The organism is Nostoc sp. CmiVER01 (assembly GCF_034531135.2).
Lineage (GTDB): Bacteria > Cyanobacteriota > Cyanobacteriia > Cyanobacteriales > Nostocaceae > Nostoc.
Window position 1 is genome coordinate 199362 of sequence record NZ_JAVRBU020000012.1, and the last position, 19181, is coordinate 218542.

At 41.2% G+C, this 19181-nt stretch carries 16 protein-coding genes; 4 read left to right on the top strand and 12 right to left on the bottom strand.

Translation table 11 applies throughout. The features are described 5' to 3' along the window. Positions 1-288 precede the first annotated feature (288 nt). On the top strand, positions 289-1164 hold the full coding sequence (locus RMZ43_RS21965) for an SDR family oxidoreductase (protein WP_322655727.1): 876 nt from the start codon (positions 289-291) through the stop codon (positions 1162-1164). A 119-nt stretch (positions 1165-1283) separates the two neighbouring features. Continuing rightward, the gene (locus RMZ43_RS21970; protein WP_322655728.1) at positions 1284-2780 is read left to right on the top strand and encodes an HlyD family efflux transporter periplasmic adaptor subunit; all 1497 of its coding nucleotides are present in this window, start codon (positions 1284-1286) and stop codon (positions 2778-2780) included. Between the two features lie 390 nt (positions 2781-3170). Here the strand turns inward: RMZ43_RS21970 and RMZ43_RS21975 are convergent, their stop codons facing one another. The 4 genes from RMZ43_RS21975 to RMZ43_RS21990 form a co-directional block, all read right to left on the bottom strand. Continuing rightward, positions 3171-4847 carry a S8 family peptidase gene (locus tag RMZ43_RS21975; RefSeq protein ID WP_322655729.1) on the bottom strand — a complete coding sequence of 559 codons (1677 nt, stop codon included), beginning with the start codon at positions 4845-4847 and terminating at the stop codon, positions 3171-3173. Positions 4848-5289: 442 nt separating this feature from the next. After that, positions 5290-7992 carry a type I secretion system permease/ATPase gene (locus tag RMZ43_RS21980; protein ID WP_322655730.1) on the bottom strand — a complete coding sequence of 901 codons (2703 nt, stop codon included), beginning with the start codon at positions 7990-7992 and terminating at the stop codon, positions 5290-5292. Further along, positions 7941-8723, bottom strand: coding sequence for a peptidylprolyl isomerase (locus RMZ43_RS21985; RefSeq protein WP_322655731.1), 783 nt, complete (start codon positions 8721-8723; stop codon positions 7941-7943). Before RMZ43_RS21985 ends, RMZ43_RS21980 begins: the two co-directional genes overlap by 52 nt. 440 nt (positions 8724-9163) lie before the next feature. Further along, positions 9164-9958: a TIGR00297 family protein gene (locus RMZ43_RS21990; protein WP_322655732.1), complete on the bottom strand. Its 795-nt coding sequence runs from the start codon at positions 9956-9958 to the stop codon at positions 9164-9166. Positions 9959-10479: 521 nt separating this feature from the next. Between RMZ43_RS21990 and RMZ43_RS21995 the strand changes: the two genes are divergently transcribed. Then, positions 10480-10911, top strand: a complete 432-nt coding sequence (locus RMZ43_RS21995; protein ID WP_322655733.1) for a VOC family protein — start codon at positions 10480-10482, stop codon at positions 10909-10911. A gap of 44 nt (positions 10912-10955) precedes the next feature. Here the strand turns inward: RMZ43_RS21995 and RMZ43_RS22000 are convergent, their stop codons facing one another. After that, entirely contained in the window at positions 10956-11591 is a 636-nt protein-coding gene (locus RMZ43_RS22000; protein WP_322655734.1) for an esterase/lipase family protein, read from the bottom strand. 495 nt (positions 11592-12086) lie between these two features. Here RMZ43_RS22000 and RMZ43_RS22005 point away from each other — a divergent pair, with 495 nt between their 5' ends. Next, the gene (locus tag RMZ43_RS22005; protein WP_322647023.1) at positions 12087-12629 is read left to right on the top strand and encodes a hypothetical protein; all 543 of its coding nucleotides are present in this window, start codon (positions 12087-12089) and stop codon (positions 12627-12629) included. Between the two features lie 41 nt (positions 12630-12670). On the opposite strand, the gene RMZ43_RS22010 is transcribed toward RMZ43_RS22005, so the two are convergent. The 7 genes from RMZ43_RS22010 to RMZ43_RS22040 form a co-directional block, all read right to left on the bottom strand. Then, the gene (locus RMZ43_RS22010) at positions 12671-13303 is read right to left on the bottom strand and encodes an after-VIT domain-containing protein (RefSeq protein ID WP_428850915.1); all 633 of its coding nucleotides are present in this window, start codon (positions 13301-13303) and stop codon (positions 12671-12673) included. Beyond that, positions 13188-13565, bottom strand: coding sequence for a VIT domain-containing protein (locus RMZ43_RS22015; protein ID WP_428850916.1), 378 nt, complete (start codon positions 13563-13565; stop codon positions 13188-13190). Before RMZ43_RS22015 ends, RMZ43_RS22010 begins: the two co-directional genes overlap by 116 nt. Positions 13566-13665: 100 nt before the next feature. Beyond that, a complete protein-coding gene (locus RMZ43_RS22020) occupies positions 13666-14730 on the bottom strand; it encodes a tetratricopeptide repeat protein (protein WP_322655736.1) in 1065 nt (354 codons plus the stop codon). A 60-nt stretch (positions 14731-14790) separates the two neighbouring features. Next, on the bottom strand, positions 14791-15498 hold the full coding sequence (locus RMZ43_RS22025) for a 16S rRNA (uracil(1498)-N(3))-methyltransferase (protein WP_322655737.1): 708 nt from the start codon (positions 15496-15498) through the stop codon (positions 14791-14793). 13 nt (positions 15499-15511) lie between these two features. Continuing rightward, positions 15512-16156 carry a Uma2 family endonuclease gene (locus tag RMZ43_RS22030; RefSeq protein ID WP_322655738.1) on the bottom strand — a complete coding sequence of 215 codons (645 nt, stop codon included), beginning with the start codon at positions 16154-16156 and terminating at the stop codon, positions 15512-15514. Between the two features lie 245 nt (positions 16157-16401). Further along, a complete protein-coding gene (sir, locus tag RMZ43_RS22035) occupies positions 16402-18318 on the bottom strand; it encodes a sulfite reductase, ferredoxin dependent (protein WP_322655739.1) in 1917 nt (638 codons plus the stop codon). A gap of 239 nt (positions 18319-18557) precedes the next feature. After that, positions 18558-19097, bottom strand: coding sequence for a hypothetical protein (locus tag RMZ43_RS22040; RefSeq protein WP_322647018.1), 540 nt, complete (start codon positions 19095-19097; stop codon positions 18558-18560). Positions 19098-19181: the final 84 nt, after the last annotated feature.

Sequence of the window (19181 nt, forward strand, 5' to 3'; positions counted from 1 at the left end):
TAAAGACCTAACTCCTAACCCTCTCCTACGAGGCTACTGTGTATACACAAGCCGAATTACCCCCCTTAATCCCCCCTTGTAAAGGGGGGAAAAAAGAGATTCTTGTTCCCTCCCCTTTATAAGGGGAGGGTTAGGGTGGGGTAATTCAAGGACTGGTAGTGATTCGATAACTTGTGTGTACACCGTAGTCCTAAAAAAAGAGAGGAATGAAAGTGAGGTCAAAGTGTATTGCATACAAACGAGCGAACCCCTATATAAACCTTGTAACTATTCAATTTAGGTATTTATATGTTTCTAATAACTGGAGCAACGGGAGGAATTGGTCGCAGAGTTGTGCGACTTCTCCGACAACGAGAACAGTCTGTAAGGGGATTTGTCCGCCTGACCTCGCGCTATAGCGAGTTAGAACACCGGGGTGCAGAAATCTTTATCGGTGACTTGCTAGAAGAAAGAGATATCCAGAAAGCTAGTCGGGGTGTCAAGTATGTTATCAGCGCCCACGGTTCTGATAGCGATGCCTTATCTTTAGATTACCGCGCCAATATTGAACTAATAGACCAAGCAAAAGCCAATGGTGTAGAGCATTTTGTCTTTATTTCTGTACTAGGAGCCGATCGCGGATATGAAGACGCTCCTGTATTTAAAGCCAAACGAGCAGTAGAGCGATATTTGTCAGCTAGTGGCTTAAATTACACTATTTTACGCCCATCTGGATTAGCATCTAACTTGCTGCCATTAGTAGAACAATTTCGGGAAACGGGATTATATCTGCTAATTGGCGATCGCAAAAACCGTACTTCAATTGTTAGTACCGATGATTTAGCAAAGATAGTGGTGGATTCTGTGACAGTTGAAGGCGCTCGCAACCAGATTTTACCAGTGGGAGGGCCGGAGATTTTATTACGAGAAGATATTCCCCGGATTTTTGGTCGGATCTTCAACAAACAGCCAGTAATAATTAACTCACCACTATTTGCCATTGATGGGTTACAGAGTGCATTGGGTTTAATTAATCCCCAAATCCAAAAAACTTTAGGAACTTATCGCACATTGCTAGCAAATGAATTTTTTTGTACAAAAGATGAAATTGCCAATTTGGAGGCGATTTATAACTTCAAGTTAGAGACATTAGAAAGTTTTTTGCGGCGTTATCTAGCAGTTTAAATGGGGAATGGGGAGTAGGGAGTAGCGAGTAGGGTGAAGAAAAACACTATAAATGATAAATCATTCCCCCATTCCCCATTCCCCATTCCCCACTCCCCATTCTTAAAATCTAAAATTCTATGAAATCTTCCCTAACTGTAAATGCTGCTCAAGCACGTCAGACAAAAGAGCGATTCGCCCAACCAGAGGAACAACTTACTTATGAGTTGGGGAAGGCGGTACAAGAATTGCCACCCCTGTACACAAGATTATTAGCGGGAACGATGAGCGTCATCGTATTTGGAACGATCGCCTGGGCGTACTTCTCGCAAATAGATGAAGTAGCAACAGCACCAGGGGAATTAATTGCTTCCACGCAGGTAAGACCGGTGACATCCTTGGGTGGGGGGTCAATTGTTGCTGTTAAAGTCAAAGAAGGCGATCGCGTTACTAAAAATCAAGTTCTAATTCAAAAAGATCCAGACTTGCAAATAACTGATGTTTCCCGCCTAGCAAAATCTAGTAGATTGATTCAGGAAGATTTGCAACGTTTGGATGCAGAACGCACCGGAAGCAAAACTACTGGGACAAAACTGCAAAATGAACTTTTAAGTTCTCGCCTGCAAGACTTCCAAGCGCGGCAAGCAGGGGCGGAAGCAGAAGCAAATCGCCAAAAATCACTTATAGATCAAGCCAAAGTCCGTTTGACTCGGTTGCAAGACAACTTAGTTAATGCTAAAAGCAGCGTTGCCAATGCCAAAACTAACCTTGCCAACGCAGACAGCATCCGAATTAAAATTGAAAGTAATTTGGCACTTGCCGAAGAAAGAGAAAAAAGCCTACGTAGCTTAATGACTCCTGGGGCTGTACCTCGTGTCGATTACTTAGATGCTCAAGAAAGATTAACTCGTGCAAAGACAGAAATTACTAGATCGCAAGATGAAGTGACTAACGCCCAGAATAAAATCACAGAGGCTCAAGATAAAGTCACATCGTTAGAACAAGATATTGCTGCTCAAGTCCAAGAAATTCGCCAAGCAGAACAAGCTTACAATGCTGCACGCAGTCAAGCCCAACGTGTAGCATCAGAACGCCAAAGTGAAATTTTGACCCAGTACAACAAGCGTAAAGAAGAACTGACAACTGTTCAAGGTCAATTAGAACAAGCGAGAAAGCAGCAAGCTTTAGAAACCATTGAAGCTCCTGTTGCCGGTACAATTTACAGAGTTAAAGCCACCAAAGGGCCAGTGCAATCAGGTGAAGAATTGCTATCAATTTTGCCAGAAGGCGAAGAAATGCTCCTAGAGGTGAAAGTTCTCAACCGCGATATTGGCTTTATTCGTCAAGGAATGAAGGCAAAAGTAAAAATGGCGACTTTCCCTTTCCAGGAATTTGGCACTGTGAATGGAGAAGTTGTGCAAGTCAGTCCGAATGCAATTGTTGATAAAGAATTAGGCTTAGTTTTTCCCACCAGAATTAGGCTAAATAAACACTCAGTTAACGTCCGGGGTCAAGAAGTAGAATTTACACCAGGTATGTCTGCTTCAGGTGAAATTGTCACTCGGAAAAAGTCAATTTTGACATTCATTACTGAGCCTGTGACGCGACGCTTCAGTGAGGCATTTTCAGTCAGGTAAGCTGTTACGTATTTAAGTTGTATATTTACTGGTGAGGATTGTCATTTGTCATTTGTCATTAGTTATTTGTATTTCAAAGGAAGGACAAATGACTAATTGACTGTCCTAAGTCAATTAGTCAAAATATACAATTCTTTTCGCGCATCAGCTTATACCAATTTAAAAAATGATTGCGACAGATGGACAGAGAAAACCCAGATATACTAAGCGGTTTCCAATCCAAAATCTAAAACTTGTACTGCCCTTCGACTACGCTCAGGAACCGCGACTCGTGCCGAGCATCTCGACTTTGCTCGATGGAACCGGAGCCGAGGTAAGTCGAAGTATCCAAAATCTAAAATAGTATTAGTTTTGTATTAAGGGTTTAGCAATGCTAAACCCCTATAATCTTCAACCAAGACCCAAGTATTTTCTAACCTGTTCTAATTGTTTTAATTGTTTTTGCATTTGCTCAATTAGGTTACCATAATCAACATTATTCTCATTACTATTGATATTGATGTCGCTGAATATTTTATTATAGTCTAGAGATAGAGACCATAATTCTGGATTAACTAATGTATCATTACCTTCAGATGAGGTTAGATATTTTGTGGTTTTTGTAATTCCCTGACTAGTTACAGAAACAACATCGGAATTATTCAAACTATAAATAGTCTCTGGTGTCAAATATATTGCACTTTGTGTAATTGTTTGACCAATTACAGAAGCAATATCGAAATTATTCAAACTATAAATAGTCTCTGGCGTCAGATATTTTGCGCCTTGTGTAATTACCTGATTGATCCCAGAACCAAAATCGAAATTATTGAAACCAAACATACTTTTTGCTGTGAGATATTCTCCTGTTTCTGTAATTGGCTGACTTGACAGAGAACTGACATTAGAAATATTCAAATTAGAGCTTGTACTTTGTGTACTATTTCCTGCGGTTTCTGTGACAATCTGACGGACTTGAGCATCAGTCAAGTTGTGGTTAGCACTAAGCATCAGGGCAACTATACCAGCAACATGGGGAGCAGCCATAGACGTGCCGCTATAAGTGGCATATTGATTATTCGGAACTGATGAATAAACCTTGACTCCTGGGGCTGTGACGTAAGCAATTTCATTTGTTCCAGAACGGTTAGAGAAGTCGGCTAGATTATTATTTTTATCCACAGCCCCAACAGCAATTCCGGACTTGGATGCATAGCGGGCGGGATAGTCAGGTGATGAGTCGCCATCATTACCTGCTGCCATGACAACAATCACTCCTTTGCTGCTGGCATAGTCAATGGCTGACTCTAAAGTAGGATTGGAATAAGCACCTCCTAAACTGAGGTTAATCACATTAGCTCCATTATCCACAGCGTAGCGAATACCTTTAGATATGGAACTATAGGAACCAGAGCCAGAGCTATCTAAAACTTTGACGGGCATAATTTTGGCATTGTATGCAATACCAGTGACACCGTAATTATTATTTTCTCCTGCGATCGTGCCAGAAACATGAGTACCATGACCGTTGTTATCTAAGGTGTTGTTGTTTTTATCGGCAAAGTTCCAACCGTAATTATCATCAACATAGCCATTGCCATCATCATCTATACCGTTACCCGCAATTTCCTTGGTATTCGTCCAGATATTATTTTTTAAATCTTCGTGGTTATAGTCAACTCCAGTATCTACAACGGCAACAACAACACCTTGCCCTGTGTATCCATGCGCCCAGACTTCTGGTGCTTTCACAAGGTCTGCTCCCCAATTATTGCCACCAAGATCAGGAACATCAGCAAAGGTATTCTGACCAATAGCTCTAGCCACTGCTGCTGCTCCATTAATCAAGCCATAGCCATTGGTGGAGTTATAACTTTGAGCGCTAAAACCATTATTAGTAGCGTTACTGCTATTTTCGGAGTCACCATTATTTAGCAAGTGTACATCAGCATCGGTCGAGTTATAGCTACTACTGCTGAAGTTGAGGCTGTGGCTATTTTTCGTATTAAAGCTATCTAATGAGGAAATCGAAGTGGCATTTAGCTGTTGAGTTGCCAACACATTGTTCTTAACATCATCAGTGAGCATAAGTATTTTTTCTCAAAGATAGCAATCGGTTTTTGACAGTTTTAAGCTTTAAAATCTTGCTCAGAAAAACTCAATATGTGAATAAGCTCTATTGTCATAATTACTATGAAATTCTATAAGAAAATGCTAATTTTATTACCAAAAAATGTTCTTAAAACTATGGCTTTTGTTAAAAGTTAATTGCTCAAGTAAATCTTAAATTTTTGAAATGTATTAATGTACACTAGTACAATAAGAAGAAAAAGTTATAACTGTTACTACTTTTAAAACGACTGCGATCGCTGCCTATAAAATTATTTACACCACTCAGGCTGGAGCGAGGGTAATTATCAAAACCATCAAAATTAAAATGGCGAATGGAGTTATGCTCCATTCGCCAAAGGCTATCTTTAAGACGCTTTTCAAACGTTTATCTTTTATGTAGCCACAAGCTTTAAATTAGTTAAATGTTTGCTTGCTGCCGTTGATATAGTGACCAATACAAACCCTTTTGTTGCAATAAATGTGAATGTGTACCACGTTCGGCGATCACGCCTTGCTCCAACACCAAAATCAAATCAGCACGTTTGAGAGGGGCAAAGCGGTGAGCAATTAAAAACACGGTACGATTAGCAGAAATTTTTTGCAGGTTTTGCAGTACTTGTTGTTCAGTTTCACTATCCAAAGCGCTGGTAGCTTCATCCAAAACTAAAATTGGCGCTTGAGAAAGAAATAGCCTTGCGAGGGCAATACGTTGTCTCTGTCCACCAGATAAAGCGGTACCGCGTTCGCCAACATTAGTTTCGTAACCGTAGGGTAATTGACTGATGAAGTCGTGGGCTACTGCTAGTCTTGCCGCCTCTACTACTTGCTCTGCGGTAATGTCGGGACTACCGAGAGTGATATTTTCCAAAATGGAACCGTTAAATAAAAAGTCTTCTTGGAGAACTACACTAACTTGTTGCCGCAGTGATGCTAAATCGGCACTTTTTATATCAAAACCATCAATAAGGATACGTCCTGATTCAATTTGATAAAGGCGTTGCAATAGTTTAGACAGAGTACTTTTACCAGAACCGCTACGTCCGACAATACCAACAAATTGCCCTGGTTCGGCATTGAAAGATATTCCCCGCAGAATGGCATCAAAGTTTGGCCGGTAGCGGAAAAATACTTGCTCAAAGGTGACTTGACCTTTTAGGGGTGGTAAAACTAGACCAGTTCCCAGTTCAGCTTCTGGAGAGACGTTGAGAATATCACCAATGCGATCTACAGAAAGTAGCACTTGTTGGAGGGTTTGCCACAACTGTACTAAGCGCAAAAGTGGGCCTGTGACTCTACCAGAGAGCATTTGAAAGGCAACTAGTTGTCCAACTGTAAGTTTTTGTTCGATGACTAACTTCGCGCCAAACCAGAGAATCAGCAGGGTGGAAAAATTGGTGAGGAAGTCACCAATATTGCTGCTGATATTGGAGGTAGTAGAAGCTTTAAAACCTGTGCGAATGAAGCGAGCAAATAAGCCTTCCCAGCGATCGCGGGCTACTGGTTCGGCTGCATGGGCTTTAACGGAGTGAATTCCGGTGATTGTCTCTACTAGAAAGGATTGACTATCGGCACTCCGGTTAAAAGTTTCGTTGAGCCAGTTACGCAGAATTGGTGTTGCAACTATCGTTAATGTGGCAAATAGTGGCAGTACTGCTAAAGCTACAAAAGTGAGTGGGATATTATAGTAAAACATCAATGCTAGGTACACCACAGCAAAGATGCTATCCAGAATCACAGTTAATGCTGTACCTGTGAGAAACTGACGAATTTGTTCGAGTTCCTGGACTCGTGCTACTGTGTCTCCAACGCGCCGCGACTCAAAATAAGCTAATGGTAGACGCATCAGATGGCGAAATAGCTGTGCAGATAAACTCAAATCCAGACGACGAGCTGTATGGGTAAAGATGAATAAGCGCAGAATGCCAAGTACGGACTCAAATATGGCTACGAACAAAAGTGCGATCGCCATTACATCGAGAGTCGGCAAACTCTCCTGCACCATCACTTTATCAATGACGACTTGCGTAATTAGTGGTGTTGTTAACCCCAAAAGCTGCAAGGTAAAAGATGCTAACAATACTTCTGTGAGCAATCCCTTATACTTCCAAACTGCTGGGGTGAACCAACTAAGGTTAAATTTTTCTTGCTGGGATATAAGTTCTACTTGCCACAATCGTCCATCCCAAGACGCTTCAACTATCGACTGCGGTAAGCTTTCACAAATGCGATCGGGATTTAGAGGGTTAGCGATAATTAAGCGATCGCCTTTAATTCCATAAGCCACCACCCAAGATGGACTCTGGGGTGAATCAGAATTCCACAGCAGTAAAGCTGGAAATGATAACTGTCGCAACTCACCCCAACTCACTTGTAACCGCCGCAACACTAACCCTAACTTTTCTCCTGCTTCCACAACCTGTTTTGGGCGTTGTCCTCTGAGTTGGCGCTGCACCCATTCCAGTTGCACAGAATTTTCTAACTGTTGCGCCACCATTGTTAAACAGGCAGCAGCAGTATTCCAACTAGCAACGAAAGGATAACTTGAGACGATCAGATTTGCAGATGGAAGTCCTCTTTGGGGTTGGAGGCTATGGGGGCTAGAAGTTCCCTCTGAGGCTGGTGCTAGTGAAGGAGTAGAAGAAAAGGAAAATGTGTCTTTCTCTCTCTCCACATTCACTGGTAACACTTGCCAGAATTCTTGAATTTGTGGGTTAGAAAATTCTGCCCACAGTGCTGTATGCCAACACACTACTACTACTTCTTTACTAGCAGCTACAGCTTTAAAATCCCCAGATAGCTTTTGGAAGTCACCAAACCAGTCCCCCACATCTAGGGCTGCTAAAGGTTTACCAACGCCTTCTTCTCGTAAGCGGACTTTCCCAGCCACAATTAAGAATTGATAACCGCCAACATCGTTTGACCAGATTTTCTCTCCAAGACGATACTGACGAGTTTGAGACTCCTTTTCCAATCGGGATTGTTGTTCGGGAGTCAGCCAACATAACGGTGGCTGATTCCAAGGCAAAGAAGCTAGCACTTTTAATCGTAAAGATTCATTATCCAGAATATTTAACTCACTTGTAATTTGACTGTCAGTTTTTGAATTTTCTCTGCTAGCCATTTCTCAAACAACTCATTTTGTAGTGCAAGATTTAGTTGAGTATCTTCTAAAGACGCTGGCAGAAATTGTTCTACTCGAAACAAACCATAAGGCCCTTCTCCTTGGGGAGAGTCTTTGCCAACGATTTCTATTGGGCCGATCAATTGTCCAGGACTGGCCACATCAATAGCTGCCCGTAATATATCTGGCATACTTCCTCGGCTGACTATTCCCATCATGCCGTTCACAATTCGGTCATCTGAAAGGGAATACTCTTTAGCTAGTTGCTCAAAACTACCTCCTTCTTCAATTTGGGTGTGTAGTTCGTCTGCCAATTCTCGATTATCAACAACGATCCGAGAAAGTACCACTCGATCTAAAAAAATCTTGCGTTCAATAAAATATTCTGGGATTTTTGCTTGGGTCACTACAGTTTTTAGCTTTTCTAACTTGTAACCAAAAGCTACTGATGTATGAAAGGTAGTGTAGTCTGTGTTGTTGGCTTTTAACCATTCTTGAAAACTTTGGGGGTCAATCAGTTGGTTTTTCAGTCTAAAGTCAATAATTGCCTGTTCAGTTATTGCTGTACCAATCTCAATATCGTCTCGGGTTCGGATTTCTTCTTCAATTACGTACTGGCGGAGAATATCTCCAATGAACTGTCCCAATTTTCCAGAGGCTTGCAGGTACTTTACTGCCTCCTCAATAGAAATTATTTTGTCATTGATTGTCAAAAATGATGAAGATTCCATGAACTAACTATGTGAAAATGGTTAAGCATTTATACGAATTTTAAATTAAATCATATAAAAATCATCTGGTCATTAATGATTAAATATGATAAAGATTTTATGAATTAATTACATCTAAATGGTCAAAAAATTATATAACTAGTAAATAAAATAATTTCCCATGATTACTTTTACGGTCTAGTGCGGACAAAACAGGATTTAAAATATCAGTTATAAGGCAAAATCAGTTGTGTAACCAAATCTTTATAAATTCAGAGAAATAATCAGGTAAGTAGATAGGCGAAAATAAAGCAAAACATATCAAGAATAGTTTCTTGCAGTTTTCTATGCCAGTTGCTACAAGTCGAGTGACTGCATTGCTGATATGACTAAAGTAGCAACTAACATGGAAAACCTTTGCTATGCGGAACATTAACAAGTAATCGTTTATTCTTACCTGTCTACTTAATTATGCTTATCCATGTCCAGGCGAGTATCACAGCCGCGATCGCACCGATTAATGTATTAAAAATGTTTACCACCTCATTGGTCAGCCAGGTATACTTAGATTGCAATGTTGCCCCAATCACACTTTCTAAGTTAGTGGCAATAAATGCTGCCAGTACACACCAAGCTACTCCGAATAGATCAATTAAACCAACTCCCCAACCAACAAATGCGATCGCTACAGAAGCCACAATCCCAGCTAAAGTCCCTTCCAAGCTTACTGCTCCTTCTGTACCACGAGGCACTGGTTGGAGTGTGGTAATTAGAAAGGTGCTTTTACCATAGGCTTTACCGACTTCACTAGCAGTAGTGTCAGCCAGCTTGGTACTGAAACTCGCTACATAGGCTAACAATAATAGGGACTGGGGATTGGGGACTAGAGGGGAACTAGGTACAATAAATCCCGAATTTATTATCCCTACTCCCAAAGCACACAGCGCCCCAGTCAAAGCCGAACCCCAAACATTTTCTGGGCCTCTTGCCCCAGAACGCTTTTCGGCAATTCCTTCAGCCTCCTTCTGCGCCATTCCGATGCGGGTAACGCCAGAACCAACAAGAAAATAGAACATTACTACTGCATATCCTTGCCAGCCTAGAGTTACCCAAATTAGGATCGCCAGAAACCAGGCGTGGAATAATCCAGCAGGAGTAAGCAGCTTTTTCGGAGCAATCCAAGCTAAACCCAATAGAATTGTGTTTAATCCTATCGCCACCAACCAGGGATTAACAGAATCAATTAAGGATGACATCAGCAATTAATCAATGAGTAATTTTGTCTGAATATCAACAGAATAACTAATTTGTTACCCCTAGTACCGCTAGTCGGAAGTCAAAAGTCAAAAGTATTATGGAATAAGCTCTTTAGAGATTTTAAATGGTTGCTCTATTTACGCTGTGACTTACTAGTGCTTAATTTTTGACACCTCCGCAGCTAAAGTAATATGTTTGTATTATTAACTAAATTTCGTAGGCATTACCCTGAAAGCTGAGTGTAAAAAGATAAACAATGTCTTAGATAGACACTGGAATATTGACTAAAGAACATGCATTAAACAAAATGCAAAACTTCTGTTTAGTTGAGTAGACTCTTCGAGTGCGTAACACACTCAAAGCAATTTCTAGGCTGAAATGGTACTCAGTCCCCAATCTTATTCATAAGGATAAAGGATATAAGTTAATGCCAATTAAAACTGTGTTCAAGTTGACCACAATCAAGATTAACAGCATAAATTATAGATAGCATTAACTACTAGTCTTTTCCACACAAGCTATGAGGCAAACTGTATTCCATCTTGCTTTCCCTGTAACCGACATTGCCCAAACAAAAGCATATTACGTGGATGGGTTGGGTTGCATTCCTGGTCGTGAAAACCATCACGCCCTGATTCTTAATCTCTACGGTCATCAATTAGTGGCTCACGTTACCAAAGAATCCTTGACACCGCAACACAGTATATATCCTAGACACTTTGGGCTAATTTTTACCCAAGAACGTGACTGGCAAGATTTACTAACAAAGGCACAACAAAAACAGCTACTTTTTCGTGAGGAAACCAAAAACCGCTTTGTTGGCTCTCCTCTTGAGCATCGCACTTTCTTTTTAGAAGATCCTTTTTATAATCTTATGGAGTTCAAGTATTATCGTCACCCAGAGGCGATTTTTGGAAGTTACGAACATACGCAAATTGGCGATAGGGCTTGAAAAATTCGTAATTAAAGATGAATCCAGGGTGGCAAGCATTCTAGCTACTGACTAGATGCTTTTTTAAGTAAGGGCAGCTTAATATCTTCTGCTAAAGCTGCTTTAACTACTGCTAAACTCCTGGGGTCTGTCAGCATCCAAGGGTGTAGAGGAACTGGTACTATGACTTCGCTTCCTACGGACATTTGTGAACTATTTGCTGGGACAATCATCAAATCATAAGGTGTCCAGATAGATGTAAAATCTAGCTGCCCCAACATTACAGCATCAGAATTTAAATCTTTAAGAAAAATGCTGTCGGGGCGCATTTGTACGCAACCAGGACGCCGGGAACCATAAGCAACCACGGTTCCATTATGGGGCGAAGAGATTGTGATAAATCGCTGAACGCGGTTAATTCCTCCCAGTCGCTGGACATAGTAACGGCTGACAATTCCTCCCATGCTGAAGCCTACTAAATCTAGGCTTTGTTCTGGCGCAAAGGTGGCTGTAACATAATCTGCTACCTGCTTTGCCAACTCATCAAGACCGACATCACCATTATTAGGTACGAGATCCAGGGAATGTACAGACCAACCCTGTAATACTAAGTGAACCGCCATTTTCTGGAAAACTGCCCTCGTATCGTCAATCCCATGTATTAACAAAACGGGATTGCGTTGTTGATTTTCAATGTTCATTGACAAAATCTGGCTAAATTAAGGGGTATATTTCACTTTTGTAGGTACATACTGCTCTAAAAACTGAAGCTGTTACTTTTCGGATGCTTTAAAAGACATTTTTGCAAAACTGAAATGCTTCCAAAGATAGTTCGTATAAAATTTAACTTATAGCCAGCGCTATTTGGCAACAGGCTATGACACTCCCCCCTCTGGCTGTTTTCTCCAATCAGTAATTTCAAACAAATAAATGTTAATTTTTGTAAAGCCTGCTTTCACAATCTTGCTCTTAGTTACAGTAAAATTTAATAATTAGTTCTTGGTATATACAGGTTGCAAGTGCTTGCAAAAGAAGATTTGCCCTATAGTTTTACTACAATGCTGATTAAACACAAACCTATAAGGGTTATCACCACAATGGGGTGGCCCAAAGTAGAAAATGTAACATTTTGTCGTAATTTTTAACAATTACGGTCAAGTTTCAAATATAAAAGGTAAAAGGCAGGAGTAATTGTAATGGATTTTATCAAAAAGTTAATTTCAGGTATTTTGGATTTCTTTACTGGGCTGTTACGAGGAAAGAAGAAAAGCAACGGCTACTTCTTGGAATTGGACGAAGCCAAAGATGCTGCTAAAGATGCTGCTCAAGAAGTAGCATCGAACGTAAAGAAAGTAGCAGAGACAGTTGTATCGAGTGCTAAAAAAGTAACAGAGACAGTTATATCAGAAGCACCAAAAGCACCAGAAGCACCAGAAGCATCCAAGCCAGCTTCATTGAACGGAACAAAAGCTGCCGCAGCTAAAACTAAGGAAAAACCAGCTAAAAATCCTAAACCAGCCGATGTTACGCTTGTTCAGACTGCTGAGGGTCTTAAAGTTGAACCTGGCAAAAAGGAAAAAGCCGCAGCAGCCAAAGTCCTCAAAGAGGAGCCAAAGGAAACTACCTTTGCGCCTAAATATCTCGCTCCTTCAGCAACTAGCTCTAATGGTCGTCGGCGTCCAGGGGCGAATATGAGCGCTTACTTAGACATGGCACGTCAGGTTAAAACCCCTGGTTAAATTATAGAGACGCGAAATTTCGCGTCTCTATACTTAATAAGTTAAGTGTGAATACGCAATATTAAGACAATTTTACCAGTTGTAGATGGGGGAACTCTCCAAAGTAGGAGCGATCGCTTAATTTTCTCCACTACAACTGCATCTTTTTGGGTTGAGGCTTCCTCGTCTAACATTATCGCTGCTATGCGACTATTGTTGACAGTGAACTCAAAAACGATTTCACCAGTGAAGCCTGAAGGAAAGTTTAGTTGTTGAAGGTGTTGGGTTAAGTCAGCAATTCCTGTTTTATCCAAGCCAGTTACGCTGATAACTTCTAACTGCTGAGAGATGGGCGCTGCTAATTTTGGCGAAGGCAGGGCTGATTTTTTTTGCTTTAACGACCGCCTTTGCAGGAGAAAATCTGGAGCTTCTGCTGGAGTTCGTTCTACTGAATATGCTATTTGCTTTAGAACAGCACCACCCGGAGGACTGCCAAACACTCCTTCGTAACTAACTCCTTCAGGCATTTCCACTGGCACTTGCATAGATACATATTCGCTTCCTGGTTCAACTCGCACATCATCGCTGACAGCAACAAAAGTGGTGTATTGAGAAAGCAGTTGATAAGTTAAGGCCGTTTCTGTAACTGCTTCTACACGTTCGTTTTTTAATATTACCTTTGATGCTGTGTACACCGGAGGGGTTGCCGAAGGCATCGCCTATTTTGATTTCCATATCATCCACCGCCGCTTCATCAGGTAACGGAAAGATATACACTGCTTCTAAAGGCTGTGTAAAGGGATTTTCAAAGCTTTGAATCACCTCAACTCGTGATAAGTTACCTGCAATTTTTGCTAAAACTTCTGTATGCTTGAGCGGAAAAACTAGTTGCTCCCCTTGAGGAGACTGGACATACAAACTCCCTATTTGTTGATTTTTATCACTTACTGTATTCATAAATTTGATATAACACTCCAATTTTATTTATGAACTGAGTTCTTCAGGTAGATAATACAAATTACGTAGCTTGCTTTTCGCCGGAGGCGAGTATTACGAATTATTTAACAAATACCAGTCCACTATACAAATGAAAAGCTGAATCCCAATTAGTCTGTTCTCTACGAAACAGATCGATGTGAGACTTGATATGACTTAATATTTCTGTTTGATCTAATGTTGTATCTGCAAAAGACGTGAAATCTGACCAGATTTTGACTTGAGGTAATTGCTGTTCAATCCAACTTGATAAACTATTCCAATTAATTCTGATTGTATTTTGGCTAGCTTGAGAAATAATTTTTAATCCTTGTTGAAATTCATAGCCATTATCATAAAGTCGGAGAATGGAACGTCTACCAGGTATGTGTAAATCACAAAACTGAGCATAGTCTTGTGTTTGAGTTTTCCGTTCTAGTTTACCGCGTACATCACGATCTACTACTTCCTCAAAAATGGGCAACAGTCCTACTACTCTTGCTGTGATTTCTGACCAATTAAAGGTGAGAGAACCAAGTTGATTTTGATCATTACGGCAAATAACAGTAGCTTGTGGAGTAGATTCTTGGAAATATTTGACTTGATAAACTTGAATTTGTTGAATTTGAGCTATTGTTGCCCAAAAGCAAGGAATGCCAGCCTGCTGTAACTGTTTACCGTAAAATTTTAGTTCTCCTACTTGACCAGTGCGGTACAACCTCCAGCCACGACTTGGCAGTAACAGCCTTGCAGTGTAAGGGTCTAGCTGCATAATTTGGGCAAATTTTCGAGAAGCTTCTGTTTTGAGTTCGTTACTGAGTGGCTCTAAAACTAGTACCCCAAGTTCGCTGTTATTCCCTTCGGCTGTTGCTTGGGAAATAGCTCTTTGTCTTTCTTCTAGTTCAATTTCTTGTAGCCGCCGCAAACCTTCACGCGCGAGGGTCACTATTCTACTATTCCTCGTATCTCGCAGCAGTTGCCGATAGACTTTTTCCGCATCCTGGAGCTTTCCAGATACTTCATGCAGCCGACCGAGATAAAATTGTACCCAAGGATGTTCTGGCGATTCTACTAACAGCTGTTTGAGTAATTTAGCAGCTGTTTGATAATCTTTATGCTCAAAGGCGATCGCAACTTGCTCAATCATGTTTCAATCCACTGGATCAATGTCTCGCGCAAAATCACTTTTGCATGAGCTATAAATCATTTATACTTCACAAGCTGCGGTAATCAAGGATAATGCTACTACTGGGGCTGTAACTGCTCTGAGGATGCGACGACCAAGAGAAACAGGTTGAAATCCAAATGTAATCGCATTTTCAATTTCTTGTGTTGTCCATCCTCCCTCTGGGCCAGTAGCAATGACAATCTCGTCAGAAATGTCACTCAGCACCTTGTTTAAATGGGGATACTCACCGCGAGCCTCACAAATATAACGGTGACTTGTCTGATTAGCTGTTATAGCAGTGTCAAAAACAACAGGCTCTAAAATTGTTGGTACAAACGATCGCTCTGATTGTTCGGCGGCTTCCGCAGCGATGCGCCGCCAACGTTCGAGCTTTTGAGGACTAGGATGAAGCAAAGTGCGATCGCTTAATACTGGTGCAATACAAGTTACTCCTAACTCTGTACAACACCGCACAACTTCATCAAATCCATTGCCTTTAGGCAACGCCACTATCAGCGTAATTGATACAGGTAATTCTGTTTCTACCAAAAGCGCTTCTAAAACCCGTGCTTGTTCCCCTGCTAGCTGCGCCAACCACCATTTTCCTTTACCATCCATTGCAATAAAGCGATCGCCTTCACGCAAGCGCAACACACGCCCCAAATAATGCTGTTGTTCTTTTGTGAGCAAAATTTGCCTTTGTTGGAATTGGAAGGGTGCGATCGCAATTCTTTGCAGTTGAGACATTTTTCTTAATAAATTATTGCCCTGCTGTAGATATCTGTTGTCTCACCCAGGTACGGAAAGCACGAGTTGCTGCTATTTGTCCAAGTTTCTTGCTTTCTTGGATAAATCGGGGAATCTCTGTTAGCAGCACAGGTGTAAAAGTTGGACTGCGATCGCTCTGTGAGTATTGCCCATTATTAAGGGCGTAGATTCTCAAGACATTTCCGTTATATCGCCAGAACTCTGGGACTCCCATTGAAGCATAAAGGCTTAACTTGTCTATCTTGGATCTGGAATATTCTACTTCCAGTACTATGTCTGGTGGTGGATCTGTATTTAGGTCAATATTTTCTTTGTTGCGGACTAACAATTCATTTTGGATATAGTAACTACTGTCCGGCTCACCTCCTTGCTCCAAATCATCCCGCGTCATAGTCAACGAGCCAGCGCTTTTAACTTCTAAACCAAATTCTTCACACAGCACAAGAACAAAACCTTCGATGAGACGGTTTGAGTTCTCATGCGGCATTAGCGGAGTCATAATTTCTACTATTCCGTTGTCATAAGCTAGCCTTTTATTTCGCTCAGATCCCATATCTGCCAGCATAGCTTTGAATGTCTGCCAGCTAATGTTTTGCAGCACATCCCTAGTTTCTGCGAATTTTGCTGTCGTTACCATAGTTGAGTCTTCCTGTGGATGTGTTATAACAATTCGCAATTCGTAATTCGCAATGACGCTCGCAGGCTCGCTCCGCTACGCTAACGCAATCAAGAAACTTAGATGCAGCAAGACTTTCCTGATTTACATCTGTTGCCTCCTTTTGGAGAATTGGTATTACCTAACTGTATTAGGATTTACGCGAGAAAGACACAGATGGATTTATCTGTGTCTCTCTTTTATTTCATTATCTTCAATTTTTCGGCTTACGAAAGATTCTGGAAGTAAGTCTCTAGTGCTTCAGTCACCAACTGAGTCATCGGCTTACCTTGGCTTTCGGCTACTTCCTTCAACTTGCTATAAACCTCTTCTTTCAAATTCACCCGGTGACGTGATTTGTTTGCACCATTAGCACTGTTAGGATCGTAGCTAGCAGCAAACTCGCGGATGGCATCAAAACCAACGCGATCGCAAAAATCACCAAACTTTTCCTTCGATTTCCGAGATTTCTTAAAGTAAACAAAAATTGGCTCTAAGAAGATTTCTAAGTCATTGTGGTGCAGTTTCTCTGTGTAAGGTTGTGCCAGTCGAGTCTGATTTGGCGAACCCCCTAACCATAATTGGTAAGATTCTGGAGCGCTACCGACAAATCCCAATTCTGCTAAGTAGGGACGAGCGCAACCGTTGGGGCATCCTGTCATTCTTATCACAAAATGTTCTTTTTGTAAACCAACTTTATCCAAAAGGGCGCGAACTCTTTCCAAAATACCCGGTATTGCCCGTTCCGATTCTGTAATTGCCAAGCCGCAAGTGGGCAAAGCAGGACAAGCCATTGCATACCGCACTAAAGGTTCGATTTTACTAGGGTCGTCTCCGACACCGTAACGGCTGAGAATGTCTTGAATCGCTTCCTTACTATCTGGTTCGATATCGTAAAAAATCAGGTTGTGGTTGGCACTCAGACGGATGTGTAAGTTAAACTGCTCGACAATTTCCCGCAAAGCGGTTTTCAGTTGAAACGAACCTTCATCTTTGATTCGACCATTGTCAATGGAAATTCCTAAGAATAGTTTGCCATCACCTTGTTCATTCCAGCCGAGGAAGTCGTAATATTTAAAATCTGGCAGTGGTTTGAAGGCTTCGACTGGTTTACCGAAATATTCTTCAACTTGGGCACGGAATTTATCTACGCCCCATTCATTGATTAAATATTTTAATCTGGCATGACGACGATCGGTGCGATCGCCATAATCTCTCTGGGTAGCAACAATCGCTTTCACTATGTCGTAAACGTCATCCTTCGCCACATAACCAATAGGATCTGCTAACCTAGCAAAAGTTTCTTCTTTACCGTGAGTTCTACCTAAACCACCACCCGCAAAAATATTAAATCCTTCTAATTGCTTCTTCTTATTGGTAATCACTACCAACGTCAGGTCTTGAGAATATAAATCAATTGAATTATCCCCTGGCACCGTCACGCAAATTTTAAACTTGCGAGGCATATAGTACGTGCCATAAATCGGTTCTTCGTTGTCATGGATAATTGTCCCATTTCCATTGCGCTGTCGGGCTGCCTTCACTTCTGGGGCTTCTTCAGCACTAATTGCTTTTTCCCCATCTAACCAAATTTCGTAATAAGCGCCTGTTTGCGCTGTCAGCAAGTCAGCAATATTCTGGGCATACTCCCAAGCATACTGATACTCTGGGCGATTCTTAAATGGGGCTGGTGGTGCCATCACATTTCGATTAATGTCGCCGCAAGCTCCCAAAGTAGAACCCAGGTTCTTGACAATGGTGGCGATCGCTGATTTAAGATTCTTCTTTAAAATTCCGTGCAGTTGGAAACCTTGACGGGTAGTTGCTCGTAACGTATGGTTGCCATACTCATCAGCTATTTTATCTAAAGCCAGATACAGCTGCGGCGGTACTAAACCACCCGGATTTTTTGTCCGCAACATAAACTGGTAATCTTTTTCCTGTCCCTTGGTGCGGTTGTCACGGTTATCCTGTTGATAAGAACCATGAAACTTCAAAAGCTGCACCGCATTTTCAGTAAAATGGGTAGTGTCTTGAAGAATCTCAGTTGCTATAGGTTCACGCAAAAAATTACTATTTTCCTTGATTCCTTCTACTTTGGAAGGTTTACGTGTTGCGATAGGGGAAGGAGCAGATTTAACCATTAGACTTGTATAGTATTCTCAATAAAGCATTAGTAGACGCCGAATCAGCACCCTTCGGCTATTTTATCCCCGGTAATCCGGCCGGGATAATGAGGAATATTCTAATTTTACCACGGCAAAAGCAGGCTTTGTCAGTGATGTAACACTTAACAAAACCAGCTTTTTGAAGTAGTGAGTTTTAAGTGCTGAGTCCTGAGTACTTAAGTACAGTATAAACTGACTGAGGACTCAATAATCTTTTATTTGAAGCGATAACCAAGACCACCATTAATGCTAACAGCAGGAGTATCACTATTTTGATAAGCACCAATTCCTACTTTGGCGTTAGTGTAGACGAGGAAATTGTTAGCAACTTCCGATTCAACACCAGCACCTACCACAACGGAATCTTTGTTACCTATAGGAGTTGGTGAGCCATCTTTTTCTACAAAAGAATAACCACCAGTTAAATAGGCATTAGTTCTATTAGCGATAGGCACATCCACAGAAAGTTCTGGAATAATAGCACTTGTCTTATCACTCCAAAGGACATTACCGCGTGCAGAAAATGGCGTAGTTCCTAATTTCACGCGACCTGTGACATTACCACCAAATGTCGCATCATCGTTAATACCTTGTCCACCACTAGTAACACCAGCTGCAACACCAGCACCAATATAACTAGCATCAGTACCTTTTTTGGTTTCAGCAGAAGCTTGACCAGCTGAGAGAACAAGAGGAGAAATTATTAAAGAAGATAATGCAGAAATTGTCATGAAAGACTTTAGTAAGCGCCTCATAATTTTTACCAAATTTTGTATTTTTTACTTGTATATTCCAAGTCGAAAGCTGTGTAAAAATGTTCCAAATGTTTTCTAGTTTTT